The 23,808-nt window shown below is 57.1% G+C and carries 24 protein-coding genes; 8 read left to right on the forward strand and 16 right to left on the reverse strand.

Annotated elements, in window-relative coordinates; translation table 11 throughout:
* Nucleotides 1-12 precede the first annotated feature (12 nt).
* The 6 genes from lptB to MWC30_RS08490 all read right to left on the reverse strand — a co-directional run bounded on the left by lptB (nucleotide 13) and on the right by MWC30_RS08490 (nucleotide 5,180).
* Nucleotides 13-750, reverse strand: coding sequence for an LPS export ABC transporter ATP-binding protein (gene lptB / locus MWC30_RS08465; protein ID WP_244083733.1), 738 nt, complete (start codon nucleotides 748-750; stop codon nucleotides 13-15).
* A 3-nt stretch (nucleotides 751-753) separates the two neighbouring features.
* Nucleotides 754-1,332: a lipopolysaccharide transport periplasmic protein LptA gene (gene lptA / locus MWC30_RS08470; RefSeq protein ID WP_244083734.1), complete on the reverse strand. Its 579-nt coding sequence runs from the start codon at nucleotides 1,330-1,332 to the stop codon at nucleotides 754-756.
* Nucleotides 1,333-1,339: 7 nt separating this feature from the next.
* Nucleotides 1,340-1,927 carry an LPS export ABC transporter periplasmic protein LptC gene (gene lptC, locus MWC30_RS08475; RefSeq protein ID WP_244083735.1) on the reverse strand — a complete coding sequence of 196 codons (588 nt, stop codon included), beginning with the start codon at nucleotides 1,925-1,927 and terminating at the stop codon, nucleotides 1,340-1,342.
* Nucleotides 1,928-2,096: 169 nt separating this feature from the next.
* Nucleotides 2,097-2,639 (reverse strand): HAD family hydrolase, encoded by a 543-nt coding sequence (locus tag MWC30_RS08480; protein ID WP_244083736.1) that lies wholly within the window; start codon nucleotides 2,637-2,639, stop codon nucleotides 2,097-2,099.
* Nucleotides 2,636-3,490, reverse strand: coding sequence for a 3-deoxy-8-phosphooctulonate synthase (gene kdsA, locus MWC30_RS08485; RefSeq protein ID WP_244083737.1), 855 nt, complete (start codon nucleotides 3,488-3,490; stop codon nucleotides 2,636-2,638). The genes MWC30_RS08480 and kdsA overlap by 4 nt, the downstream gene beginning before the upstream one ends.
* A gap of 16 nt (nucleotides 3,491-3,506) precedes the next feature.
* Complete coding sequence (locus MWC30_RS08490) at nucleotides 3,507-5,180, reverse strand: CTP synthase (RefSeq protein ID WP_244083738.1); 1,674 nt, start codon at nucleotides 5,178-5,180, stop codon at nucleotides 3,507-3,509.
* Nucleotides 5,181-5,840: 660 nt separating this feature from the next.
* Here MWC30_RS08490 and MWC30_RS08495 point away from each other — a divergent pair.
* The 7 genes from MWC30_RS08495 to MWC30_RS08525 all read left to right on the forward strand — a co-directional run bounded on the left by MWC30_RS08495 (nucleotide 5,841) and on the right by MWC30_RS08525 (nucleotide 14,734).
* Nucleotides 5,841-6,113 (forward strand): HU family DNA-binding protein, encoded by a 273-nt coding sequence (locus MWC30_RS08495; RefSeq protein ID WP_244083739.1) that lies wholly within the window; start codon nucleotides 5,841-5,843, stop codon nucleotides 6,111-6,113.
* A 495-nt stretch (nucleotides 6,114-6,608) separates the two neighbouring features.
* A complete protein-coding gene (locus MWC30_RS08500; protein ID WP_244083740.1) occupies nucleotides 6,609-8,561 on the forward strand; it encodes an aconitate hydratase in 1,953 nt (650 codons plus the stop codon).
* A 55-nt stretch (nucleotides 8,562-8,616) separates the two neighbouring features.
* Entirely contained in the window at nucleotides 8,617-9,807 is a 1,191-nt protein-coding gene (locus MWC30_RS08505; protein ID WP_244083741.1) for a citrate synthase, read from the forward strand.
* Nucleotides 9,808-9,884: 77 nt separating this feature from the next.
* Entirely contained in the window at nucleotides 9,885-11,606 is a 1,722-nt protein-coding gene (gene sdhA / locus MWC30_RS08510) for a succinate dehydrogenase flavoprotein subunit (RefSeq protein WP_244083742.1), read from the forward strand.
* A 1-nt stretch (nucleotide 11,607) separates the two neighbouring features.
* Nucleotides 11,608-12,321, forward strand: a complete 714-nt coding sequence (locus tag MWC30_RS08515; protein WP_244083743.1) for a succinate dehydrogenase/fumarate reductase iron-sulfur subunit — start codon at nucleotides 11,608-11,610, stop codon at nucleotides 12,319-12,321.
* Nucleotides 12,322-12,348: 27 nt separating this feature from the next.
* Nucleotides 12,349-13,731, forward strand: coding sequence for an aspartate ammonia-lyase (locus tag MWC30_RS08520; RefSeq protein ID WP_244083744.1), 1,383 nt, complete (start codon nucleotides 12,349-12,351; stop codon nucleotides 13,729-13,731).
* A gap of 55 nt (nucleotides 13,732-13,786) precedes the next feature.
* Complete coding sequence (locus tag MWC30_RS08525; RefSeq protein ID WP_244083745.1) at nucleotides 13,787-14,734, forward strand: UbiA family prenyltransferase; 948 nt, start codon at nucleotides 13,787-13,789, stop codon at nucleotides 14,732-14,734.
* 2 nt (nucleotides 14,735-14,736) lie between these two features.
* Here MWC30_RS08525 and mnhG read toward each other — a convergent pair whose 3' ends face one another.
* The 10 genes from mnhG to MWC30_RS08575 form a co-directional block, all read right to left on the reverse strand.
* Nucleotides 14,737-15,159 carry a monovalent cation/H(+) antiporter subunit G gene (gene mnhG / locus MWC30_RS08530; RefSeq protein WP_244083746.1) on the reverse strand — a complete coding sequence of 141 codons (423 nt, stop codon included), beginning with the start codon at nucleotides 15,157-15,159 and terminating at the stop codon, nucleotides 14,737-14,739.
* Between the two features lie 2 nt (nucleotides 15,160-15,161).
* A complete protein-coding gene (locus MWC30_RS08535; RefSeq protein ID WP_244083747.1) occupies nucleotides 15,162-15,446 on the reverse strand; it encodes a cation:proton antiporter in 285 nt (94 codons plus the stop codon).
* Nucleotides 15,443-15,916: a Na+/H+ antiporter subunit E gene (locus MWC30_RS08540; protein ID WP_244083748.1), complete on the reverse strand. Its 474-nt coding sequence runs from the start codon at nucleotides 15,914-15,916 to the stop codon at nucleotides 15,443-15,445. Before MWC30_RS08540 ends, MWC30_RS08535 begins: the two co-directional genes overlap by 4 nt.
* Nucleotides 15,913-17,424, reverse strand: a complete 1,512-nt coding sequence (locus MWC30_RS08545; protein WP_244083749.1) for a Na+/H+ antiporter subunit D — start codon at nucleotides 17,422-17,424, stop codon at nucleotides 15,913-15,915. Before MWC30_RS08545 ends, MWC30_RS08540 begins: the two co-directional genes overlap by 4 nt.
* Before the next feature lie 42 nt (nucleotides 17,425-17,466).
* Complete coding sequence (locus MWC30_RS08550) at nucleotides 17,467-17,820, reverse strand: Na+/H+ antiporter subunit C (RefSeq protein ID WP_244083750.1); 354 nt, start codon at nucleotides 17,818-17,820, stop codon at nucleotides 17,467-17,469.
* A gap of 1 nt (nucleotide 17,821) precedes the next feature.
* Nucleotides 17,822-18,229, reverse strand: a complete 408-nt coding sequence (locus MWC30_RS08555; RefSeq protein ID WP_244083751.1) for a Na+/H+ antiporter subunit B — start codon at nucleotides 18,227-18,229, stop codon at nucleotides 17,822-17,824.
* Between the two features lie 49 nt (nucleotides 18,230-18,278).
* On the reverse strand, nucleotides 18,279-20,606 hold the full coding sequence (locus MWC30_RS08560; protein ID WP_306423195.1) for a putative monovalent cation/H+ antiporter subunit A: 2,328 nt from the start codon (nucleotides 20,604-20,606) through the stop codon (nucleotides 18,279-18,281).
* A 51-nt stretch (nucleotides 20,607-20,657) separates the two neighbouring features.
* Complete coding sequence (locus MWC30_RS08565; RefSeq protein ID WP_244083752.1) at nucleotides 20,658-20,891, reverse strand: hypothetical protein; 234 nt, start codon at nucleotides 20,889-20,891, stop codon at nucleotides 20,658-20,660.
* Between the two features lie 69 nt (nucleotides 20,892-20,960).
* Entirely contained in the window at nucleotides 20,961-21,278 is a 318-nt protein-coding gene (locus tag MWC30_RS08570) for a zf-TFIIB domain-containing protein (protein ID WP_244083753.1), read from the reverse strand.
* 305 nt (nucleotides 21,279-21,583) lie between these two features.
* A complete protein-coding gene (locus MWC30_RS08575) occupies nucleotides 21,584-22,198 on the reverse strand; it encodes a hypothetical protein (protein ID WP_244083754.1) in 615 nt (204 codons plus the stop codon).
* A gap of 482 nt (nucleotides 22,199-22,680) precedes the next feature.
* Here MWC30_RS08575 and MWC30_RS08580 point away from each other — a divergent pair, with 482 nt between their 5' ends.
* The gene (locus MWC30_RS08580; RefSeq protein ID WP_244083755.1) at nucleotides 22,681-23,514 is read left to right on the forward strand and encodes a hypothetical protein; all 834 of its coding nucleotides are present in this window, start codon (nucleotides 22,681-22,683) and stop codon (nucleotides 23,512-23,514) included.
* The last annotated feature ends 294 nt before the right edge of the window (nucleotides 23,515-23,808 follow it).

The raw sequence follows: 23,808 nt of genomic DNA on the forward strand, positions 1-23,808 counted from the left end.
GATTCTATCCTGTCACGAAAGACTGAATTGATCTCCAAGGTAAGTCCTGCGAGCCAGATCGCTCTGAGCAATGCTCACCGGATCGCCTGCTTCCAGAATTTTCCCCTCGTGCATGATATAGGCCCAATCGCAGACCTTCAGGGTTTCACGCACATTGTGGTCCGAGATGAGCACGCCGATACCCTTGGCTTTCAAGGATCGGATGAGTCCCTGGATTTCCAGGACCGCGAGGGGGTCGATGCCCGCAAAGGGCTCATCCAGGAGGATGAAGCTCGGTTGGGTTACCAGGGCTCGGCTGATCTCCACCCGCCTGCGCTCCCCCCCCGAAAGACGGTCTGCCTTGTTGCGGGCAATGTGAGTGATGTTCAGGTCCGCCAGCAGTTCCTGGAGGCGGGCCTGTCTCTGCTCTCTGCCAAGAGGCAGGGTCTCCAGAATGGCCATGATGTTCTGCTCCACCGTCAACTTCCTGAAAATGGAAGCCTCCTGCGGAAGATAGGTGATTCCCTTCCTGGCCCGGAGATACATGGGAATATCGACGATGTTTTCGCCGTTCAGATACACCGCTCCGGAATCGGGGCGGATGATCCCCACGACACTGTAAAAAGTCGTGGACTTGCCCGCCCCATTGGGCCCCAGCAGGCCGACAATCTGGCTCTCCCGGACTTCCAGGCTCACCCGGTTGACGACGAACCTTCCACCGTATCGCTTGACCAGGTCCTGGACCTGTAAGATTTTCTGTTGATCGACCACCGTTCAATCCTTCCGCGACGGATGCAGAACGGCCTGGACGGGCGTCTGGGCTCCGCCTTCCACGACGCTGCGACCCTGCTCGATGTACAGAGTGATCATGCGCCCCTGGACCTTGTCCGCCCCCTGGGAGACCACGGGATTGCCGGTGAGGACGATCTTCTGTTCATCGTGGTAGTACACTGCTTTATCGGCAGTCGCGACCTTATCCTGTTGAGAAATTTTCACGTCCCCTTCGATCTCGATGCGATCGATTTTATCCATCATGCTGGATTCAGAGTTCTTATCCTTACCCGCCGAGGCTGCGGCGAAGACTTTCAAGATCTTCCCCGTGATGGTCAGGTCCTCCTGCTGCACGACGACGTGGCCCTCGAAAAAGATGGTCTTTTCATTCTGCTTGACCTCGAGGCGGTCACTGGCAATGTGCAGGGGAGCGTCACTCTTGATGGCCTTGCCTCCCGGTATGGGCGAGCCCGCCTTTGGTGGAGCGGCAAGGGCAGGATGAATCGCCGCGCTCAAAAAAAACAGGCAGAGGGTGAGTGGAATCAGTGAAAAGCCTTTGGATGTCCTGGGGTTTCGCTTCATGATGGCCTCATTGACTGGGTTGAGTGTTGGGTGGCAGCAAGACTACCGTTGCCTGGACCTGCCCTTCCACCGTGCCCTGGCGCTCGGGGATCTGGAATCGCCACTGGTTGCCTTGCAGGTCGATGTCCGGGCCCTTCAGATGCAGGAGGGTGTCCGAGTGAATGGCCTTGACCTGGTGATCGTAAAAAGCCTTCTCGGTGGACAGTGTGTATCCCCGAGGGAGGGTCGCCCGGACGGTGTCCGACAACTCGATGTTCTTGGTTCCCGCAAACAGGATGCCCTTTTTGCTTTCAAGCAGGACCTGATCGCCGTCTTCCAGGTAAAGAGTCAGATGCACTGCTGAGAGCTCCGTCTTTTGCTCGTCTTGAAAATAACGGGCTTCCGTCGCCTTGAGCGTCCACAGCTGCCTGCCTTCCTGCATTTCGGTGTATTCCATGTCGGAGAGCTTCATGGCGGCATCCGTGGATTCGCCTTGCTGGGCCACTTGCTCCTTCTGCTGGGTTTTCCCCCGCCAAATGCCCAGCACGAGCATTGCCGTGAGGCCCAGTGCGAGGGCCAGTATCAGTCCTTGGGCTATCTTACGCGAAAGCACCATCCCATCCTTCCCAATTTGGAAAAATTTATATAGTTAAATTAGTGAATTACAATGTTATTCCCTATGTAACATGCATCAGGTGTGCCTGTAAAGGTGTAATCCGGGTATTTTTCGCTGTATGGTTGGAAAAAATGGAAGGATTATGGGCAGGGTGCTGCATTTGCGTCCTTCAGGCAAAATAGCGTTGTGTCACTTTTTCCCAACGCCCCTGAACGTGCAGGATCAGCTCGCAAACCTCCCGGGCGGCTCCATGGCCTCCCGGCGCTTTCGTGACATAGTGTGCGAAAGGAAAGACATGGGAAGATGCATTGGGCACGGCCACTGCAAATCCCACTCGCCGCATGGCGGGGATGTCGATGAGGTCATCCCCGACGTAGCCTATCTCCTCGTCCTTGAGGTGTGTCTCGGAGAGGATCTTCTCGTAAGCCTCCACCTTGTAATGGATGCCCTGGTAGACGTGCGTGATGCCCAGCCCCTGGGCTCGGTGATCCACGGCCCTGCAATGGCGCCCTGTGACCAGGGCCACTTCGATTTCCGCCCGCTGGAGCAGCTTGATCCCGTGTCCGTCCTGAACATCGAAGGCTTTGGTTTCGGATCCATCGTCATGGATGATGATGCGCCCGTCGGTGAGAACGCCGTCCACATCGAAAATCAGCAAGCGAATGGGGCGGATGCGCGCCTGAAGCTCTTCCCTCATATCCTCTGGAATCATGGTTTCTCCCTGGGGTGGAACGATCCTGGTGGCTCGTCACTCCGCACCGTGTGGTAGATTTTTAACAGTTTTTCCAGGAGGGCCGGAACTTGAGTCAGCTGCAGGGAATTGGGACCGTCGCAGAGGGCGTGATCGGGGTCTTCATGCATTTCGAGAAAGACGCCGTGGGCTCCGGCCGCTACCGCCGCACACGCGAGAGGGGCGACGAACTCGCGTTGCCCGCCCGAGCTCGTGCCCTGCCCCCCGGGCAGTTGAACACTGTGGGTGGCATCGAAAACCACCGGATAGCCCATGCCGGCCATGATGGGAATGGCTCGCATGTCCACCACCAGGTTGTTATAGCCGTACTGACTGCCTCGTTCCGTCAGGACAATCCGTTCGTTTCCCGTCCGGCGGACTTTCTCCGCCACCTGGGCCATGTCCCAGGGAGCGAGAAACTGGGCCTTTTTGATATTGACGGGTTTGCCCGTTGCTCCTGCAGCCCGCAGGAGATCCGTCTGGCGCGCCAGAAATGCCGGTACCTGCAGCACGTCCACGACTCCACCAGCCCGAGCCGCCTCGGGAGGGCTGTGAATATCCGTCAGCACGGGGATACCCAGGTCTTTGCGAACCTCGGCCAGGATGGACAGCCCTGCCTCGATGCCGGGGCCGCGGTAGGATTGGAGAGAGGTACGGTTGGCCTTGTCGTAGCTGCTCTTGAATATGCAGGGAATTTCCAGCTTCCTGCAGGTCTCCTTCAGAAAAAGGGCCGTCTTCAGGACCTGCTCGCGATTCTCAATGACACACGGTCCGCCGATGACGAAAAATCGTTCAGTTCCTATGGGTTGCCCCAGCACTTCAAAACCTGCCACGCGCTCCTCCGGAAGTCTAACAGATGCACTCTTTCTGGAAATCCTCGGGACGCTTCTTCCTGGCTTCTTCCAGAGCTTTTCCCACAAAAGCCTTGAAGAGAGGATGAGGCTCCATGGGCCTGGATTTGAACTCGGGGTGGAACTGGCAGCCCAGGAACCAGGGATGGTCGGGAATTTCTATGATCTCCACGAGATTTCTGTCGGGAGACAGGCCGCTGAAGCGCAGGCCGTGGCCGGCCAGGATGTCACGAAATTCGTTGTTGAATTCATACCGGTGTCGGTGCCTTTCAGAGATCTCCGGCTGCTGGTAGGCTTGGGAAGCGAAGGTTTGTGGCTCCAGCACGCAGGGATAAGCCCCCAGCCGCATGGTGCCTCCGAAATCGGAATTTTCATCCCGGCGAATGGTCTGATTGTTTTTGTAATCGAACCACTCCCGCATGAGGTAAATCACCGGATAGGGGGTGTGCTTGTCGAATTCCATGCTGTGTGCCTTTTCCATGCCGGCGATGTTCCGAGCGAATTCCACGGTGGCCAACTGCATTCCAAGGCAAATCCCCAGGAAGGGGACTCTGTTCTCCCGGGCGTAAGTGATGGCCTTGATCTTCCCTTCAACGCCGCGCTGACCGAACCCCCCCGGGATCAGAATGGCGTCCGCCCCCTCGATGAGGGCTTCCCCGCCTTCCTTTTCGACATTTTCGGAATCCACGTAGTCCAGAAGAACGCGGGTGCTGTGGGCCGCTCCCCCGTGGACGAGGGCTTCATTCAAACTCTTGTAGGATTCGGTGAGGTCGATGTATTTTCCCACTATGGCGATACGCACCTGGTAGGCGGGCTCTTTCAACCGGTGGATCAGTTGTTCCCACGGATCCAGAACGGGGGTTCGCGTCCATATGTTGAGGAGCCGGAGTATCTTTTCGTCCAGTCCTTCCTGGTGGAACTGAATGGGGACTTCGTAAATGCTTTCCACGTCTATGGCCGTGATGACCCCGTCGGGCTCCACATTGCAGAAATGGGCCAGCTTGGCCTTGATATCGGTGGAAAGGTTCTTTTCCGTGCGGCAAAGAAGGATATCGGGTTGGATTCCAATGCCCCGGAGCTCCTTGACACTGTGCTGCGTCGGCTTGGTCTTCACTTCACCGGATGTTTTCATGTAGGGCACTAAGGTCACGTGGATATACAGAACATTTTCCCTGCCCACATCATTGCGGAACTGTCGGATGGCTTCCAGAAAAGGCAGGCTCTCGATGTCGCCCACCGTGCCGCCGATTTCCACGATCATGAGATCGAAATCGTCCACCGCTCCGCGGATGCAGGATTTGATCTCGTCGGTGATGTGGGGAATGACCTGGACCGTTCCCCCCAGGTAATCGCCTCTCCGTTCCTTGGTGATGACGGAATAGTAGATGCTTCCGGAGGTGAAGTTGTTCTTCTTGGACATGCACACATGAGTGAACCGTTCATAATGCCCCAGATCCAGGTCCGTCTCCGCACCATCGTCTGTAACGAACACTTCCCCATGCTGCAAAGGATTCATTGTCCCGGGATCCACGTTGATGTATGGATCCAGCTTCTGCAGCGTCACGCGAAGGCCGCGGCTCTCCATGAGTGCTGCAATGGATGCGGCCGCGAGTCCTTTCCCCAGGGATGAAAGCACTCCACCGGTGATAAAAATAAACTTTGGCTGACGCAAGCTCTATGCCCCTTCTGTCAGGAATGACTTTTTTGGAGGTCAACGTGCATGAATACTATCCACTTTAAGACCGAAAGGAGTATAGCAGATGCCTTTTCAAAGTCAATGTTCGTCGGCTGGGCTGGGCCGATCTCTTGAAAATATGAATAATAATTACAAGTACATATAAAATTATGCACAGGAAATGCCATCACAGGCATGGGACTTGGTGGGCCTGGTGAGAGGCGGCTCCCCGGAGAGCTCCCTTCAAAAAGTGGAGCAGAACATGGGCTATGTGCTTTTGGCTATTAAAAAATGTTGTATTTAGCAGAGCTTGGACTTAGAATACGGCCCATTGCTCAAACGATCTGATGCAAGGCCGGTGGGGCTGGCAAGACCGGCATGCTTTTCCTGGAATGAAGTGAATAGCGAGACTGATCCTGACAGAACATCCAGTGGTTTGACGACGGGCCTTTCTCTGGGGCTATGAGGCGCTCTGTCGGAAACCCGCCTGGAATTGAGGGGTGGATACCTTCACGCAGTTTGTTTTGGAGAGTTGATGGGTTCAACATGTTCTGGAAGGGGCTCATTTTCGATGTCGAAAGGGGGTGGGAATCCAGGGGCTTGGAGGAGTATCGTGTATTCTTGATCTGGAAATCAGTGACATGAGGAGGAAAGAGTATGACGAAGGCTGAATTGGTATCTAAAGTGGCTGGGGACGGGGGAATCACGAAGGTTCAGGCCGAAAAGGCCGTGGATGCTATGGTCGGTGCAATTGCCGAAGCTTTGACCAATGGGGATAAAGTGACGTTGGTGGGCTTTGGAACCTTCAGTGTCGGTGAACGCACCGCACGTGAAGGGAGGAATCCACGAACCGGAGAAAAGATCAGTATTCCCGCCTCCAAGGTTGTAAAGTTCAAACCCGGCAAGAGCCTGAGTGATAAAGTGAAATAGAATCGCTTCCCTTAGAGGCTGTCTAAAAATGTGCCCCCTTGAGGGGAGCAGGGGGGCAGGATTTGGCAAACCCAAGAAACATCCCCCTGCCCCCCTCGACAATGTTGTAGACTTAACCAACGTTCGTCATTCCGGCGAAAGCCGGAATCCAGGAAAATAAAGACTTTCTGGACCCCGGTTTTCACCGGGGTGATGTTAAATCAACAGCATTGGCCTCCATCGAGGGGGGAAACGAAGCAGGTTTGACTCCCGAGCATATGAATTTTTGGACAGCCTCTCAGCTCCCCCAGGAACCTTTCCTGTCGCATCCCGAATAGCTCGATTTTTTGCCGTATTTCCTCCATCTCCAATTTGGCTCCAACAACCTGATCATTGACCACTCTCCCGAGTCGAAGTATCTTCAAAAATAACCAGACGACGCGACACGACAGTCATTCCCCTTTTTCCGTCGCAATGCATTCTCATGGAAAATCAGGAAATCAGAGGGAGGAAACGGTGGCAAAAAATCTTACGCACAAGATCCTGGAAGCGCATCTTCTGGAGGGGCGGTTGGTCCCCGGTGAAGAAATCGCCCTGAAGATCGATCATGTCCTCCTGCAGGATGCGACAGGGACCATGGCCATGCTGGAGTTCGAAGCCCTTGGCATCGATTCCGTTCGTGCCGAGATCGCCGTGCAGTATGTGGACCACAATATCCTGCAAACGGACAATAAGAACGCCGACGATCACAAGTATCTCCAGACGGCCGCCGCGCGCTACGGCCTTCACTTCAGCCCTCCCGGAAACGGTGTTTCCCACCAGGTGCACATGGAACGTTTCGGACGGCCGGGGAAGACCTTGCTGGGAGCCGACAGCCACACGCCGGGGGCAGCAGGCGTTTCCATGCTCGGCATCGGTGCGGGGGGACTGGACGTGGCTCTCGCCATGGCCGGATATCCCTACTACCTTCCATGCCCCGTAGTCCTGGGCGTGCGGCTGACGGGAGCGCTTCCCGACTGGGTAAGCGCCAAGGACGTTATCCTCGAAATGCTCAGGCGCTATAACGTCAAGGGATGCGTGGGCAAGATCGTGGAATACCATGGGCCGGGAGTAAAAAGCCTGTCGGCCACGGACCGGGAAACCATCGGGAATATGGGAACGGAACTGGGAGCCACCACCTCGATCTTCCCTTCGGATGAAAATACCCGGGCGTACCTCCAGGCACAGGGCAGGGGTGATCAGTGGGTGGAGCTGAGTGCGGATGAAGGCGCGGAATATGATGAAAATGACAGCATCGATCTTTCGGCCCTGGAACCCCTCATTGCGTGTCCTTCCTCTCCGGGAAACGTGGTGACCGTCAAGGATGTGGCCGGGACCAAAGTGGATCAGGTGATTGTCGGGAGCAGCGTCAACTCCTCTTTTCGCGACCTCATGGTGGTGGCGAAAATCGTCGAAGGGCGACACGCTCATCCCTACACCTCTTTTCACGTGAATCCCGGGAGCCGGCAGGTTCTGGGAAATGTTGCCGCCCAGGGTGGGGTCATTTCCCTGCTCCATGCGGGAGCTCGCATCCATGAACCCGGCTGCCTGGGCTGCATCGGCATGGGCCAGGCTCCCGGCACGGGAGAAGTCAGCCTTCGCACCATGCCCCGGAACTTTCCGGGACGCTCGGGTACAAAAGACGATAAGGTCTACCTCTGCTCTCCGGAAACCATCGCGGCTGCAGCCCTCAAGGGGGTGATCACCGATCCGAGGGAACTGGGGAAGGAGATGGATTACCCCCGCATCAGGGACCCGGAAAAGTACCGGATCGATGCTTCCTCCATCATTCCGCCGTCGGAGGATTTGAGAGGCACCGAAGTGGTTCGGGGCCCCAATATTCGGCCTCTTCCTCTCATGGACCCTCTGCCGGAGACCCTCCGCGCGGAGGTCGTCCTCAGGGTCGGCGATAATGTCTCCACCGACACCATCATGCCTGCCGGAAACCAGGTCCTTCCGTTGAGATCCAACATCGAGGCCATCAGCAGGTTTGTTTATGCTCAGATCGATCCTGAATTCTACAGCAAGTGCAAGGCGGTGGGGGCGGCGGTCGTTGTGGGAGGAGAGAACTACGGGCAGGGCTCGAGCCGGGAGCATGCAGCGCTGGCTCCACGCTCCCTGGGGGTGCGTGCTAAAATCGCTCTGAGCTTTGCCCGGATTCATAAAGCCAATCTCTGCAATTTCGGAATCCTTCCCCTCATTTTCAAGGACCCGTCCCATTACGATCTTTTCCGGGAAGGGGCCAAAGTGGTTTTTACAGATGTGAGGAGCCATATTGAGAGGGGAAGTGTTGAAATTCCAGTGGAAGTGGATGGTCGGACTGTCGTGACGATTCTGCAGGTCTCCGAACGCCAGCGTAGGCATCTGCTGGAAGGTGGTGCCCTCAATTTTGTGAAGCAGCAGCTCCAGGCCGGAGCGGGCTCATCCTGAGCGATGGCGCCGTCGAAGGCTCAATGTCACCATGAACCCTCACGGGAGGTGAGATATGGAAAAGGAAATTCGTGCGAAGAATATCGGCTTGAGAGGCGTTACCGTAGCGGATACGAAAATAAGCTATATCGATGGGGAAAACGGAATTTTGATTTACCGCGGATTCCGCATCGAGGAACTGGCGGAGCGGTCCACTTTTCCCGAGACCGCTTATCTCCTTTTGAACGGCTCTCTGCCTGGAAAAGCGGCCCTGGAGCAATTTGAAAAGGAGCTCCTTGCGGCTCGGCGGCTGCCTGAGTACCTCCTGGATGCTTTGAAACGATTGCCTCCAACGGCGGACCCCATGGACGTGCTGCAGGCTTCGGTGGCACTCCTGGCTGTGAGCGATCCCGACCTGCTGGATGAGTCCAGGGAAGCCAATGTGCGCAAAGCCATGCGCCTCATTTCCCGGCTGCCCGTGGCGGTGGCCGCCTGGCACAGGATACGCCAGGGCCTGGAACCCCTGCCTTCCGACGACAGCCTGTCGCATGCAGCCAATTTTCTGTGGCAGCTCACGGGACAGAAGCCCGACGCAGGCACGGCGCGCGATTTCGACATCTGCCTCATCCTGCACGCCGATCATACCTTCAATGCATCTACCTTTGCCTGCCGTGAGGTGGTTTCCACCCAGGCCCACATGTATGCCGGGGTGGCGGCGGGGGTGGGAGCCCTCTCGGGAAGTCTGCACGGCGGGGCCAATGCCCGGGTCATGGAGATGCTCAGCCAGGTGGAGGCGGAAGTCAAGTCCGTGGACGAGGTGGGGAACTGGGTTCAAAGCCGTATCGATCGCGGTGAAAAAATCATGGGTATGGGGCATGCCGTCTATAAAACCTATGATCCACGGGCCACCATTCTGAAGGAAATGTCTCTACGTCTTGGAGGCAAAACCGGTCATAAGCACTGGTACGATCTCCTCACCCGCATCGAGGACGAGGGCATCAAAGCCTTCGAGAGCCGGGGGAAGATGGGCATCAAGATCAATGTCGATTTTTACAGCGGGTCCGTCTACGCCATGATGGGCATACCCGTGGACATCATGACCCCCGTTTTTGCCATTTCGAGGATTTCGGGCTGGTGTGCGCACATCATCGAAGAAAAATTCGGCGAAGCCCAGGGAAAACCGGCGCTTTACAGGCCTCAGGCGGAATACGTGGGAGATTACTGCGGTCCCATCGGGTGCGAGTTCAAGCCTCTGGCGGAACGTTAGTCCATCGCAACGAAAGTCATCATCTGGTCCGGGAGGTTTTGAAGTCCCCTTTTGGGGGAGCAGAGGAGGAATGAAGGATGGTGTTCAAGCATGATGTCGTGATTGTGGGGGCGGGCCTCGCAGGTTTGCGGGCGGCCCTGGAGGTGGCCGGGAATGTGGATGTGGCTCTCATCAGCAAGGTGTACCCCACGCGATCCCATTCCGGTGCCGCCCAGGGGGGAATCGCCGCAGCCCTCGGCAACGAAGAGCCCGACTCCTGGGAATGGCACATGTACGACACGGTCAAAGGGGGAGACTACCTCACGGATCAACATGTGGCCGAAATCCTCGCCACGGATGCGCCGCGGGCCGTTTATGAGCTGGAGCATCTGGGGGTTCCCTTCAACCGTACACCGGACGGGAAGATCGCTCAAAGGGCCTTTGGAGGGCACACGAGAGACTTCGGCAAGGCGCCTGTCAAGAGGGCCTGCTACGCCGCCGACCGTACTGGACGGGTCATGATGGATACCCTCTATTTTCAGGCGGAGCGCAAAGGGATAAAGGTCTACCCCGAGCTCCAGATGCTGGATCTGATCTTCAAAGATGGCCAGGTGGCGGGCCTGGTGGCGTATGAACTGGCGACGGGGGACGTGCACGTCTTTCACAGCCGGGTGGTCATGCTGGCGACAGGCGGCTACGGAAAAGTCTACAAGACAACTTCCAACGCTTTCGCCAATACGGGGGAGGGGGTCTATATCCCCTACCGTGCCGGCATTCCTCTCGAAGACATGGAGTTTGTGCAGTTTCATCCCACGGGCATATACGGCATGGGCGTTCTCCTGAGTGAGGCGGCCAGGGGGGAAGGGGGAATCCTGCGCAATGGGAGCGGTGAGCGCTTCATGGAGCGTTATGCTCCCACCATCAAGGACCTGGCACCGCGGGACATGGTGTCGAGGGCCATCCGGACGGAGATTCTCGAGGGCAGGGGGATCGGCGGCAAGGACTATGTCCATCTGGACCTGACGCACCTGGGTGAGCAAAAGCTGGCTGAAAGGCTTTCGGACATCACCTCCTTCGTGAAGATCTACCTGGGGATCGATCCAGCCAAAGAGCTCATTCCCATACAGCCCACCTGCCATTATATGATGGGGGGAATTCCCTGCAACGTGGACGGGCATGTGCTCGGCGGGAGTCAGGAGGTGGTGCCCGGCCTGTATGCGGCGGGAGAATGCTCCTGCCTCTCGCTCCACGGGGCCAATCGCCTGGGCTGCAACTCCCTCCTGGATCTGGTGGTGTTTGGACGCAGAACGGGCCTGCAGATTGGGCGGGATTTGGCCGGATTGCCCTGGCAGGAACTGCCCCGGAATCCCGAGAGGCCGGCTCTGGAGAGAATCCGAAAGATCAAGGAAAGAAAGGCCGGTGAGAAGGCGGCGCATCTCCGCAGCCGTCTCCAGGAAACCATGACGCTGCGATGCTCTGTCTTCCGCCACGAGGAAACCCTGGTCCAGGCCCTCTCGGAGATTCGTTCCCTGGAAGAGCGCTATGGAAAAGTCGTCATCGACAATCGGGGTGCCCGGTTCAACACGGATCTCCTGGACGCCCTGGAGCTGGAAGCGCTCCTCGGGCTCGCAGAGGCCATCACCGTTTCGGCACTCAACCGGAAAGAGAGCCGTGGAGCCCATTCCAGGGATGATTATCCCGAAAGGAATGACGAGGAATGGCTCAAGCACACCTTGATTCAAAAGACCGATGGCGAGGTGCGGGTTTTCTACAAGCCCGTCCATATCACCCGCTTTCAACCCAAGCCGAGGACCTATTGATATGGAAGTGAAATTCAAAATATTCCGGTTTGATCCCCAAGTGGACCAGGAGCCTCGTTTCCAGTCTTATGTGGTTTCAGCCGAACCCGGCCATCGCATTCTGGATTGCCTCAACAGGATCAAGTGGGAGCAGGATGGGACGCTCGGCTATCGCATGTCCTGTGGTCACGGTGTCTGCGGGTCCGACGGCATGCGCATCAACGGTGTCTGTGGTCTGGCATGCCAGAAGCTCGTCCGCGAGTACGAGGGGTCCGAAATCCTGATAGAGCCTCTGCCTCACTTCAAAGTCCTCAAGGATCTCATTGTGGATATGGACGGTTTTCTGGAGGGGATCAAGAGGTTTCAGCCGCATCTCATCAGCACGGGACCGGCGTTGGAAAAAGAGAGGCTGCAGAGTCCCGAGGATCGGAAGAAAGTTGACCATGTCATCCGGTGCATCCTCTGCGCGTGCTGCACGGCAGCCTGCCCGGCCATGGATGAGAATCCGAAATATGTCGGGCCTGCCGTCCTCATGTGGGCCTATCGATTCATCCACGATTCCAGGGACGACGCTTTTCGCGAGCGCCTCAAAGCTGTGGATTTCGCCGATGGGGTGTGGTCGTGCAAGAATTACTTCGAATGCACCCGGGTCTGTCCCAAGAGCATTCCCGTGACCAAGTCCATCAATATCATGAAAGGAGAAATCGAAAAAACCTTTCCCGAGAGCTCGCATTAATGAATTTCAAACAGTTGGAGACTGCCCATGCATTACCGAACGGAACAAGATGCTTTGGGAAGCGTGCAGGTGCCTCAAGAGGCCTATTACGGAGCCCAGACCCAGCGGGCGGTGGACAATTTCCCCGTCAGCGGTCTGAGGTTTCCCCGTGCGTTCCTCCGCGCCCTGGGACGGGTCAAAAAATGTGCGGCCGGGGTGAACCGGGAGCTGGAGCTCCTGGACGCGGAACTGGCGGATGCCATTGTCCACGCGGCTCTGGAAGTGGTGGACGGAAGGCTGGATGACCAGTTTGTCCTGGACGTGTTTCAAACGGGCTCGGGAACGTCCACCAATATGAATGCCAATGAAGTCATTGCCGGACGTGCCAATGAGATGCTCACGGGAAAGCGTGGAGGAAAATCCCCCGTGCATCCCAATGACCATGTGAACCTGGGGCAATCCAGCAACGACGTCATTCCCACCGCCCTCCACGTGGCAGCCCTTCTGTCCATGAAACAGCAGTTGATTCCCTCCCTCGAACGCCTGCACCGGGAGCTGGCGCAGAAAGCGGAGGCTTTTTCCGACATCTGGAAGATCGGCAGAACGCACCTGCAGGATGCGGTGCCCATCACTTTGGGGCAGGAATTCGGGGGATATGCCCGGCAGGTGGAGCTGGCGATGGAGCGAATTCGGCGAACGGAAGACTCCCTGGCTGAGCTGGCCCTGGGCGGTACCGCCGTGGGAAACGGCCTGAACACGCATCCGGAATTCGCCCCCCGTGTCATTGCCCTGCTTTCCGAGGAAACGGGCTGCTCTTTTCGCGAGGCGGTCGATCACTTTGAAGCTCAGGCTGCTCAAGACGCCGCATCCGAGGCCGGCGGGGCCTTGAAGACCGTTGCCCTCAGCCTGTCGAAAATCGCCAACGATCTGCGCTGGCTGGCCTCCGGTCCGAGATGCGGCCTGGGGGAAATCAACCTTCCTTCCCTTCAGCCCGGCTCCTCCATCATGCCGGGAAAGATCAATCCCGTCATTCCGGAAGTCGTCATCCAGGTTGCGGCCCAGGTGATGGGAAACGATGTCGCCATCGGCATGGGAGCTCAAGGGGGAGTCTTCGAACTCAATACCATGCTGCCTCTCATTGCCCATAATCTTTTGCAGTCCATCGATATCTTGACGGCCGCAGCGGGCCTCTTTGCCGATCGCTGTGTTGCAGGCATTACGGCCAATCGTGAAAAATGTGCTGCAAATATTAAACAAAGCCTGGCCCTCGCCACCTACCTGACTCCCATCCTGGGCTATGATCGATCGTCCAAGATCGCCCTGGAGGCTTACCGGAGGGGGAAGACGGTTCGAGAGATCGTCCTGGAGGAAAAGATTCTGCCCGAGGAGCAGCTGGAGGCGCTGTTTCGGGAAATGCACGTCGGCAAATAGCCGGACTTGAGCTCTGAATGCAGCCAAACATCTTTAGACGAGGGAGGACATTTCGTTGACCAGGACATCCAGCGCGAACAACGCCACACACCCGGGACTCTCACGCCTCAAGCTCTTCATGGCTCTCTCCAGAACACCCCATGGGCTGATCGATATGGCCACCCCAGGCCTGGCCGCCATGCTCTGGCTGGGGAAAATGCCTTCCCTGCCCGTTCTGCTGTTGGGGATTCTGACGGCTTTTGCCGGCTATACGGCGGTGTATGCGTTGAATGATGTTGTGGACTACAGGGTGGATCGAGAGAAAATCCGGGAGACCGGACTCCTGCATGCGGCCAACGACCTGGATGCGGTGTATGCACGCCATCCTCTGGCGCAGGGCCTGCTGAGTCTGAGGGAGGGCATCCTCTGGACCGCAGGCTGGGGGGCCGTGGCATTGCTGGGTGCCTATGCCCTCAACCCCACGTGTGCTGCTGTTTTTGCCGCGGCCTGCCTTGCCGAGGCCGTTTACTGTCTCCTGCTTCAGGTGAGTTATCTGCGTGTCCTGGTGAGTGGAGCCGTCAAAACGGCCGGGGCCATGGCCGCCGTTTTCGCCGTTACCCCCGATCCCTCACCATTCTTTATGATTTGTCTCTTCCTCTGGCTGTTTTTCTGGGAAATCGGGGGCCAGAACGTGCCCAACGACTGGAGCGATTTGAAGGAGGACAGCAACCTGCAAGCCGAAACCGTTCCCATGCGCTTCGGCATAGAGGGGATGCTGCAGATCATTCTCTGTTCCCTGGCCCTCGCCATTGCCTTGAGCCTGTTGCTTTACTGGGTGACCCCCGCGGACCTCAGCCCCATTTATCTTTTGGGGGCGTTGCTGTGTGGGGTCTCATTGCTTCTGGTGCCCGCATACGGGCTTTATAAAGGCAGGTCGGCACGGCAGGCTTCCGCTCTTTTCAATCGCGCCAGTTATTATCCTCTGGCCATGCTTGCCGTGGTGTGCGCCGGTGCGTTCTTTTGAGCTCACCCGGGAACTGCGGGATCCTGATGGCTTGCCTCTTCTTCAGATGCCGGGGAAGTCGGCTCGGACAGAGCATAACTCTCCAGGTGAAGGGTGCAGCGGTCATACCGGTTGCAGAGCTGGTCTATGACGGATTTGCTCCACAGGGGAACGCCCGAGATGTAAGCCGCCCGCCCAATCATATGCGCGGCTATGGGGGCCGTCAGAAAAACGAAGACGACGATCGCCGCCGCCCGACTGATGATGCTCAGGTGAGGGAACCGAAAACAGACTGCCAGCATCAGGAATCCGACACCGAGGGTGGAAGATTTGGTGCTGCAGGACATGCGCATGAAAAGGTCCGGCATCCTCAAAATACCGATTCCCGCCAGTCCCATGAAGAGTGCGCCCACTCCCATGAGCACGGTGGAGATGATTTCGCTCATATTCAGTCCCCTTCTTCCGACGAGGCAGGCTTTTGTATGTAATAGGCCAGAGCCACCGTCCCCAGGAAGGAAACCAGGGCCAGAATCATGGCGACATCCAGGAATACCCCTTCTCCCGTGGTGACGGTGTAAACGGCGATCACTCCGATCCCCATGGTGGAAATGGCCTCCAGTGCCACCACGCGGTCCGGCAGGCTTGGCCCCTTCATCAGGCGAATGAAAGCCAGCAGGATGGAGAGGGTGAGGACGGCGACAACCGAGTAAAAAATCAATTCATGCAGGCTCATCGGAGCAACTCCTTCACGCGGCGTTCGAAGCCATCCTTGACGTCACGCCTGAACCCCTCCACATCGTCTATGTACATGGAATGAATGTAGAGGACTTTGCGGTCCGTGGAAACGTCCAGGCTCAAAGTACCGGGTGTGAGAGTAATGAGATTTGCGAGCAGGGTGATTTCCGCGTCTGTTTCCACATCCAGGGGAACGTCGATGACCCCCGGTTTCATACGATGGCGGGGTGTCAGAACATCATGGGCGACCCTCAAATTCGCCTTGAAGAGCTCCCACAGAAAAAATGAAATGAATCCAATAGATTGATTGAGTTTAGAGAAGTAGCTCTCGGACTTTTCAATCCCGAAAAAGAGCCTCAGGATGCCGTAAGAGAGGAGGAAGCCGAACAGGAAGTTGGAGAGCTCGAACAGTCCTGTCACGACCATCCAGCAGAAGGTCAGGAGAATATTGGATAGAAAGGTCTTCATGGCCGGCCCCCCAATACCGTGCGGATGTAGGCTTCGGGATAGATCAACTGTCCGGCGGCCTGCGTCGCCAGCTTGAGAACAGGCTGAGGAAAAAGACCCATGAGGCAGGTCAGAAGGGCCAGTGCTCCCATGGGGATGAGGAAGAGAAGCCAGGGACCGGGCTCCAGGACTTTCGCGCCGGCAGACTCCGATTCCGATGCAATGGGGGCATCCTTCCAAAAGACCTCGGCCCAGATTTGTCCCATGGAAAGGAGAGTCAAGAGTCCCACTCCCAGTGCAACGGCGACGAGAAGGTATTGGCCTTCCTCCAGACCGGCCTGAACCAGGACCAGCTTTCCCCAGAAGCCCGAGAGGGGGGGGACTCCCGCCAGGGAAAGGGCAGGGATGAGGAAAAGGATGGAAAGGCCGGGGTGCGAAGCATAGAAGCCGCCCAGGCGAGTGATTCTGTACGTGTTTCGCATGCGGTGGATGACTCCGCTGAACAGGAACAGGTTGGTCTTGGCGATGACGTCATGGAACATGTAGAAGATGGTGCCCGCAAGGGCAAGGGGGGTCATGAGCCCGAGCCCCATGATCAGGTAGCCGATATGGCTGACGAGGTTGAAGGAGAGTATCCTGCGAAAATCCTTCTGAACCAGAGCTCCCAGGATGCCCGTCAGGAGGGTGAGGGCTGCCAGAGTGAGGAGGACAGGGCGTATGCGCTCCATATCCTGGGCGAACATGAGGGAAAAGACCCGAATGAGAGCGTAGACTCCCACCTTCGTGAGGAGCCCTGCAAAGATGGCTGAAACAGCGGCCGGAGGAGTGTGATAAGAAGCCGGGAGCCAGAAGAAGAGCGGAAAAATGGCCGCCTTGATGCCGAAAGCGATGAGGAAAAGCATGCTGAGGGTGAAGATCAGGGCCGGCTGCCGGGCCGATTGCATCTGGAGAGCTAAGTCCGCCAGGTTCAACGTCCCGACGACGCCGTAGAGCATGCCGATGGCAGCGAGAAAGAGCGCCGAAGAAATGAGGTTCAGGGTGACATATTTGAGGGTTCCCTCCAGTTGAGTCTTTTCGCTGCCCAGGCCGAGGAGCACGAAAGAGGCGATGAGCAGTACTTCGAACCATACATACAGGTTGAAGATGTCGCCCGTCAGGAATGACCCGCTGACGCCCATGAGCAGCACATGCAGCAGAGGATAATATCCGAAGCTTTCTCGCTGCCTGTCCATACCGGCGAGGGAATAGACCGCCGTCGCAAGCCCGGCCAGGCCCGTCAGGACGACCATGGACGCGCTGAGTAAATCGGCGGCCAGCGTGATGCCGAAGGGGGCGGGCCAGTTGCCCACCTGGACCGCCTGAATGCCTTCCTTCCAAACATGTGTGAAGAGGCCCAGTCCCGCGAACAGCAGGGCGGCGGCGCCGGCCAGGCTCAGCAGTCGCTGGAGGGCAGGGCGGCGCCATGCCAGGAGCGAGAGAATGGCCGTCAGGAGGGGAATCAAAATGGGCAGGAGGAGTATCTGGCTCATCCGATGGAATTCCATAGTGGGGTTGCGGTTTTGAGCAATTGTTCAGTCAGAGGAGTCGCTGGCTCGCATTTTGTCCAAGTCATCGGTTTGCATCATTTCATGGGAGCGCCGAATCAGTGCGGTGGCAAAGGCCTGGATGCCGAAGCCAATGACGATGGCCGTAAGGATCAATGCTTCGGGAATCGGGTCGGCGAAGGGATGCAGGAGCTGAGTGTCGCCCTCGTGGAGGACGGGAGGATGCCCCCGTGTGAGCCGCCCCATGGTGAAGAGCAGCAGATTTGCTGCATGCCCGAGGAGGGCCAGCCCCAGGATGATCTTGACGATGCTTCTCCGCATCATGAGATACAGTCCCGCTGCGTAGAGTCCCCCAACGACGAAAGCCAGCACCACTTCCACTTCAGTCCTCCGCCAGTGCAAAAAGAATCGTCAGAGTGACCCCCACCACCACGCAGTAGACTCCAGCGTCGAAAAGGACAGGAGTGCCTACTTTTCCGATGGTGGGCAGCTTTTCCTTCATCCAGAGCCCCGTCATGAAAGGATCACCGGCGAAGAGAGAAAAGGTTCCTGATGCCAGCGCCAGGAACAGTCCCATTCCAATAAGGGTTTTGGAATCCACCCGCAGCATTCGTTTTGCCTGATCCACTCCGTGGGCGATGGTGTAAAGGGCGAAGGCGGCGGAAGCCACGAGGCCTCCCACGAAGCCGCCTCCGGGCTCGTTGTGTCCTCTCAGGAGGAGATGCACCGACAGCAGCAGGAGCAGCGGCATCAAGTAACGTGTCGCCGTGGACAAGATGAGAGTGGACATGAGGGATCTCCTCCAGAATGCCCCGGATTGCAGGGACAAGGGTGGATGTTCAGTCATTACGCGGTGTCGTGTCGTTTGTACGGATATCTTTCAGTTTGAGCAGAGCATAGACGCCAATGGCGGCTACCGAAAGAACCGTGATCTCACCGAGTGTATCAACCCCCCGGAAATCCACCAGGATGACGTTCACCACGTTGCGTCCCTGAGCCAGTTCAAGCGTATTTTTTGCAAAAAAGTCCACCAGGCGGGCTTCTCTCTGAAGAGCGGTAGCCGCCAGGATTAAAGCCGTCATCAACGCCCCGGCCGTCAGAGCCACGCCCGCGTCCCGCATGCGTTCCAGCTTGTTGGAATAACTGCTGTACCGCGGCAGTCGAAAAATGACCAGGACCAGCAGGATGACGGAAAGGGTTTCGATGGAAAGCTGGGTCATGGCCAGATCCGGTGCGCTGAAAAGAAGGAATATCATGGCGACACCGTAGCCGACGACTCCCAGGGCCACAACCGCCGTCAGGCGGGAAGGGGACCGCACCACCATGACGGTGGCTGCAAGGATTACCGCGACCAGTATGGCCTCATGGGGGCGAATGTCCTTCCATCTCCCAAGCCCGACGTGGACATCGTGATCCAGGAGTGAAGCCCCCACCAGGCCGATCGTTGTCAAAATGACGATGAGCAGATAAAGATGCAGATGCCCGCTCTGCAGAATGCGCGTCTGGAAGCGGGACACCCGGAGAAGGGCTTCCAGCCCGAAGGCATACCAGCGGCTGGGAGCGAAGCCCCCCGACGCATTCAAGAAATTCAAGCCGCGGCATACTCGGGGCCAATGGAAGTACACGGCTGTTCCCAGGAGAAACACAGTGCCGCTCAAAAGGAGCTTGATGTCAAAACCATGCCATAGTGCCAGAGTTGAGGAAACGGTACCGGGATGAATCGCTGAAAGGGCGGGACCGATGAGGTATTCAGAAGCCGCCCCCGGCATCAAACCCAGCAGCAGGCCAAGGATGCCTGCCGTTAAAGGCCCAATCCAGAGGCTGAAGGAAGCTTCGTGGGGCGTGCGGGAGGCCGTGATTTTGGGTCCCAGGAACGGCTTGAATCCGACGAGGCCGGCCGCTGCCACGAAGGAAACACTTGCCAGCAGGACCATTCCGGTGGGCAGCCAGGCCCCGGGTGCCTGGAGGGTGGCGCTGTACATCCCTTCTTTGGCCAGAAAACCCAGAAAGGGAGGGAATCCCGCACTGGAGAGCGCAGCCAAAGCGGCAGCCAACGCCGTGACGGGCATGGCTCCCCCAAGACCGCCCAGTTCAGTCACCTCTCTCGTTCCCGCCTCGTGGTCCAGAATGCCCACCACCAGGAAGAGTGCGCCCTTGTAGAGAGCGTGAGCGAGAAGGAAGGCCGTGGCCGCCTGCAGGGCGCTCACGCTGCCTATGCCCAGGAGAAGCGTCATGATGCCGAGAGCGCTGACTGTTGTGTAGGCGAGGAGACGCTTCAAGTCTGTTTGCACCAGGGCCAGGGCAGCGCCCGTGAGCAGGGTCAATCCTCCTACCGGTATGAGCACCTGCGACCAGATGGAAGCACCCTCCCAGATGGGGGCAAGGCGCGCCAGCAAATAGATTCCCGCCTTGACCATGGTTGCCGAGTGGAGATAGGTACTGACCGGTGTTGGGGCTTCCATGGCATTGGGGAGCCAGAAGTGAAATGGGAACTGGGCTGATTTGGTGAAGGCGCCGACGAGGATGAGCAGGAATATGGCAAGATGGAGAGGATGAGACCGAACAGCCTCCCCTCGATGAACGAGGGTGGAGAGCTCCATGCTCCCTCCTGCCTGGCCCAGCAGGATCAAGCCCGCCAGGAGAGCCAGTCCACCGGCTCCGGTCACGAGCAGGGCCTGAAGGGCTGCGCTTCTGGCAGCTTCCCGCCTGTGATCGAAGCCGATGAGCAGGTAAGAGCTGATGCTGGTGAGCTCCCAAAAGACGAAGAGGACGATGCCATGATCCGCCAGCACAACCCCCAGCATGGAACCCATGAAGAGGAAGAGGGTGCAGAAGAAACGCCCGCGTTGGGGGTGATCTTTCAGGTAATCGCCGGAATAGATGCAGACCAGTGTCCCGATACCGCTGATGAGCAGGGCGAAAAGCACGCTCAGTCCATCCAGGGAAAAGCTCAGGCTGACTTCTGCCGCTGATGCCCACGGGGTCTTGAAGATGAAACATTCCCCCGCGGCGGTCCGCGGGACGTATTGGGCAAAGTACAGGGTCAGGAGTGCGGGGAGTGAAGCCATGAGCCACCCACCTCGCTTTCCCGAGATGCGGCAGAGCCATGGTGCTGCAGGAGCGACAATAAAACCGGATAAAACAGCCCAAAGCATCATGCTTGACATTTTCCCGTGGAACGATCAGTTGTGGCTGCCGCAGTGGCTTTCCCCTCGCATTCAGTTTCCCATGGCAGGGAGAGTTTTACTCAAACGCTGCACCGCCAGCCCCACTCGTGGGAATCGCGTGGCTATGGCGTGCACGATCCGAGAAAAGAAAGGCACATCGCGGGAGAGTACCAGGGCACCCAGCCCCAGAAAAAGCCACCCCTGAAGAATCGGAAGTACCAGACCCGCCAGACCCAGCAGGATGAAGAAACTGCCCAGACCGATTCGAATGATCCGACGCACCATAGAGATCCTCCTTATTATTTCCATTGGAAGTCATGATAAGTACGCGATCGGGGTTTTCCAGGGGGTTGCTCAATCAAAGTCAAAAAGGTCTTCCAGAATCGATCTTCGTTTTTTGTGTTTCGGCTCACCATACGGTCTATGCCGCTCTTCCCGGTAGCCGCCGTAGGATCGATGCCGTTCTTCCTGGTAGGGGGGTGGTGTTGGAGGGCCGCCCCTGTCCAACGGTTCTCTTCCGACGTTCTGAGGTTCATAGATGGCCGCTCTATCGATGATCTTGTCAAGCTCACCTCTGTCAAGCCATACACCCCGGCACTGCGGGCAATAGTCGATTTCGACTCCCTGTCTTTCAGTGATCATCAGATCCACGCTACAGACTGGACATTTCATCTGGCATCCTTTCTTTCCTGAAACCCGTCAGGCTATGGAAGTGTTGAAAAAACATACTGCCGAAGTCTCTCGTTCTCTCAAAAAAAAGCGAGACTTTCAGCACGATCACTCATGTCAAAAGTCTCGCCAATTGGTATGGACCAACGGTAAAGCCAGGCATAACGGGTGCCGTATTGGTGACTTTACCCTTTCCGGCTACTCCCTTTTGTGGTTGCGAATTCTACCTTTCCTACTGGAAATGTCAAGTATGAGGTGCTCGGTGCCTTCGCGCAGACCTTCACAAAAGGGTGCTGTCTTCATTACCGTTACTTGTGTTTTACAGGGGCGGTGGCTTTGTCCTTCATTTCATCGATCTTCGGTTTCACGGCCTTGGTAACATCGGGCTTGGCACCTTCGACCGGCTTCACGTCGGGAGTCTTGGCCTTGTCGGCAGCTGCGGGTGCGGCTTTCTCCTCAGTACCCGGTACAGCCGGCTTGGTTGTTCCCGCCGCCTCGGTTTGTGCGCCTTCGATCGGCTTCACGTCGGGCGTCTTGGCCTTGTCGGCAGTTGCGGGTGTGGCTTTCTCCTCAGTGCCCGGCACAGCTGGCTTGGCTGTTCCTGCCGCCTCGGTTTTAACGCCTTCGACCGGCTTCACGTCAGGAGTCTTGGCCTTGTCGGCAGCTGCGGGTGCGGCTTTCTCTTCAGTACCCGGCACAGCCGGCTTGGCTGTTCCCAGGCTCGGGGATTTGGCGCCTTCGACAGCCTTCATAGCGCCGGCTTTGGCCTTTTCTGCTACGGTGCCTGCGCCCGGGCTGGACTGCTCCGCTCCCGCGCTCACGGCCGGCTGAGTGCTTGCAGCCTGGGGCTGTGCAAATCCGGAACCTACACCAATCACCATGACCATTGCGCCGATGCCGAAAATGGAAACCATTTTTTTCATTTCATTCTCCTGGTATGCAATTTGAGATCGTATTGGTTATTGAGCCCATTGAAACTCACTTGGCGGAATTCCGCCATGCACTATGGATGCGTTCGTCGTCTACATTCCCTTTTACCTCTCCCCCTCCTTCGTAGGGTGAACTCTGTATGGTCTCTGCTGAATCGACTCTTCATACTGTCGTTGCTGTGCTTATGAGCAAGAGCAGTGCCAAGGGATGTCAATAGGTGGGGTTGTGGCGCTAAGACATTGGTTGGATTATATTTTTCACGTCTGATCCGGAGCTCGGCGGAAGGATCTTTTTCCTTCCATTGTCTTTCGGACTGCGGGAGATGCAAAATTTTTCCCTCGATCCTGCAAAAAAAGTATCACGGAAGCAAACGGGGGACCTTTGCCGCGGCCGCCTACCTCGTGAAACCCTGCTTCAAGCCGGCCGGGATGGCGGACTACCTGTATCACCGATACGGCGTAAAACGGCTCGGATCATGACACAGATTCCCACGGCTTCCCCCAAAGTCGTCCCCATCGGCAGGGAACTGGAGCTGGAGCGGGGAGTCAGCTGGGTCAACCTGGGGCATCCGCAGCGTATGCCCGCCAACCTGGTGGACCGGTCCATGATCGAGCCCTATGACTATGTAATTGACATGGTGCGGGAAGTTGAAATCACCAGGTTTCGGCAATCTGATGGGGCCAGCTTCTTTGGCGATGCAAAATCGCTCACTCTGAGCGGTTATCTCGTCTTCACCGGTGAGCCTCATCTTGTCATCTTTGCTGAAAATGGCTTTTCCTTGAAACAGCCTGCGGAGGCCATCTTCACCCCCGGAGGCGAACGAAACGATACGGGTATTGTTGTGGAAAAGCGGAAGAGCACCAGTTCTTCACTGGTGCATTTCATCGGCAAGTACTTTGGACGGGTTTATTCGAATTTGTTCCCTGCGGGGATCAACATCAATTTTACTCGTTGCATTCAAGAGAACAGTGCTCTCGAATACCGTTGTTTCGTGCGGGGGATCAATCGCGAGACCCTGGCATGCGGCACCGGTGCGCTGGCAACGGCTTTTGTCGCCCACAGACTGGGCAGGATCGATTCGGACCGCATCACTGTCCTGCCGCACCGCTGTCGATGGCACGACGAAAAGGCAGAAATACAAATTGCCGCCGTTCATGAAGGTTGGCAGATACATGGCAGACCCGTGATGCTTTTTGAAGGGATGTTTGCTCTCCAGGATTGGGAAGTTAAAGAAAAAGGGCGCATCTTGCCCTTTAATGTTCAAGTTGTCGGGAGCCGCTGCCGATATGGACACATGGCTTACAGTTGATGGTATCCTGAGAACAGGTTCCCGCCACTGAACATTTTGCTCCATGAGGAATCGATATGCCGCCAAGCAGTGCAAGCTCATTGCATGAGCTGCCACCTCGACACCCCCAAAAATCCCCAAAACTGAGAGTTGTGGCCGGCGGCGTGGCTTTGCTCCTGATCTGCCTGAGCTTCAGCGCGTTGTTTCATTGGGCGGCTCTGGAAAAGCTCTACCTGGAATCCAGTCTCTCAAGGTTTTCGGTCCTTCGGGAAAACCTGCAAAAAAGCCTTCAGATTTCCATGCAAAATGGCCAAT

The sequence above is a fragment of the Desulforhabdus sp. TSK genome (assembly GCF_022836495.1).
Lineage (GTDB): Bacteria > Desulfobacterota > Syntrophobacteria > Syntrophobacterales > Syntrophobacteraceae > Desulforhabdus.

Excerpts from the sequence above, each read along its gene's own strand:
- MWC30_RS08505 (WP_244083741.1), top strand. The coding sequence starts at position 8,617 with ATGGAAAAGGAAATTCGTGCGAAGAATATCGGCTTGAGAGGCGTTACC.
- MWC30_RS08560 (WP_306423195.1), bottom strand. The coding sequence starts at position 20,606 with ATGTCAAGCATGATGCTTTGGGCTGTTTTATCCGGTTTTATTGTCGCT.
- lptA (WP_244083734.1), bottom strand. The coding sequence starts at position 1,332 with ATGAAGCGAAACCCCAGGACATCCAAAGGCTTTTCACTGATTCCACTC.
- MWC30_RS08555 (WP_244083751.1), bottom strand. The coding sequence starts at position 18,229 with ATGTCCACTCTCATCTTGTCCACGGCGACACGTTACTTGATGCCGCTG.
- sdhA (WP_244083742.1), top strand. The coding sequence starts at position 9,885 with ATGGTGTTCAAGCATGATGTCGTGATTGTGGGGGCGGGCCTCGCAGGT.
- MWC30_RS08480 (WP_244083736.1), bottom strand. The coding sequence starts at position 2,639 with ATGATTCCAGAGGATATGAGGGAAGAGCTTCAGGCGCGCATCCGCCCC.
- MWC30_RS08580 (WP_244083755.1), top strand. The coding sequence starts at position 22,681 with ATGACACAGATTCCCACGGCTTCCCCCAAAGTCGTCCCCATCGGCAGG.
- MWC30_RS08570 (WP_244083753.1), bottom strand. The coding sequence starts at position 21,278 with ATGAAATGTCCAGTCTGTAGCGTGGATCTGATGATCACTGAAAGACAG.
- MWC30_RS08545 (WP_244083749.1), bottom strand. The coding sequence starts at position 17,424 with ATGAGCCAGATACTCCTCCTGCCCATTTTGATTCCCCTCCTGACGGCC.
- MWC30_RS08565 (WP_244083752.1), bottom strand. The coding sequence starts at position 20,891 with ATGGTGCGTCGGATCATTCGAATCGGTCTGGGCAGTTTCTTCATCCTG.
- mnhG (WP_244083746.1), bottom strand. The coding sequence starts at position 15,159 with ATGAGCGAAATCATCTCCACCGTGCTCATGGGAGTGGGCGCACTCTTC.
- MWC30_RS08540 (WP_244083748.1), bottom strand. The coding sequence starts at position 15,916 with ATGAAGACCTTTCTATCCAATATTCTCCTGACCTTCTGCTGGATGGTC.
- lptC (WP_244083735.1), bottom strand. The coding sequence starts at position 1,927 with ATGGTGCTTTCGCGTAAGATAGCCCAAGGACTGATACTGGCCCTCGCA.
- MWC30_RS08515 (WP_244083743.1), top strand. The coding sequence starts at position 11,608 with ATGGAAGTGAAATTCAAAATATTCCGGTTTGATCCCCAAGTGGACCAG.
- MWC30_RS08495 (WP_244083739.1), top strand. The coding sequence starts at position 5,841 with ATGACGAAGGCTGAATTGGTATCTAAAGTGGCTGGGGACGGGGGAATC.
- MWC30_RS08575 (WP_244083754.1), bottom strand. The coding sequence starts at position 22,198 with ATGAAAAAAATGGTTTCCATTTTCGGCATCGGCGCAATGGTCATGGTG.
- MWC30_RS08535 (WP_244083747.1), bottom strand. The coding sequence starts at position 15,446 with ATGAGCCTGCATGAATTGATTTTTTACTCGGTTGTCGCCGTCCTCACC.
- MWC30_RS08520 (WP_244083744.1), top strand. The coding sequence starts at position 12,349 with ATGCATTACCGAACGGAACAAGATGCTTTGGGAAGCGTGCAGGTGCCT.